Raw genomic sequence first — 826 nt, forward strand, 5'->3', positions numbered from 1 at the left:
AACCCGGGCCGTGACCGGCACCCCGACCGTGCTCGTCACGCACAGCACGGTCTGACCCGCGTGGTCCCTGCGGATCCCCGCCACCCCCGCGATCCCGGTCGGCACCCGCTCCACCCGCCCGTGCCGCAACGCGAGCTGCCCGGCCCGTGCCGCCAGCAAAGGCCGTAACGGCGAGGGCTCCTGGCCCGGCGCGAACAGAGCGGCCGCCGGAACCTCGTGGCAGCCGGGGAGCGCCAGCAGCAGGGCCGCCCGGGGGTACGGGAGGCCGTCCGGCAGCGCCCATCCGCGGTACGGCCGAGAGGTCGGGGCCGCGTGCGGTTCGGACGGCGCATCCACCGTCGTGCCGGGCCGCAGGTCCACTGCCGTTCCGGGCTCGGTGTCGACGTCGGTCCCCGGATCCGGCGGGGGCCCCAGCCGCACGTGTCCCGCGCCGAAGGGGGCTGTACCGGTCGTGATCACCGTCGCCCGGGGATACGCGGCCAGCAGATGGCGCAGGCGGCCGAGCAACGGTGGCGGCCAGTCGTCCGTGTCGCCGGTGAGGCGGAGTCCGTCGACCGGTTCCTCCAGCAAGTCACGGGCCCGGCCGAGCAGTTCGGCGTGCGGGGTGTGCTCGTCCGGGGGTGTCAGTTCCGCCAGGACGTGCAGTCCCTGGTCGCGGGCCCCGGTCAGCAGCGCGGTGAACTCCGGTGTGCCCGGGGGGAGGGAGGCGGGGAGGCAGACGTGGCCGATGCCCCAGCGGCGGATGACCGGTGGAAGTGCGGGATCTCCTGCCGGAAGGACCATGCCGACGCTGTCCCGGAACCAGTCCGGTCCCGCCTCGTCCGGC

At 75.4% G+C, this 826-nt stretch carries 1 pseudogene; it reads right to left on the reverse strand.

Annotated elements, in window-relative coordinates:
* A pseudogene (locus EHS43_RS45360) lies at positions 1–783 on the reverse strand (hypothetical protein); the annotation flags it as partial.
* Positions 784–826 lie beyond the last annotated feature (43 nt).

Source organism: Streptomyces sp. RP5T (assembly GCF_003933965.1).
Taxonomy (GTDB): Bacteria; Actinomycetota; Actinomycetes; order Streptomycetales; family Streptomycetaceae; genus Streptomyces.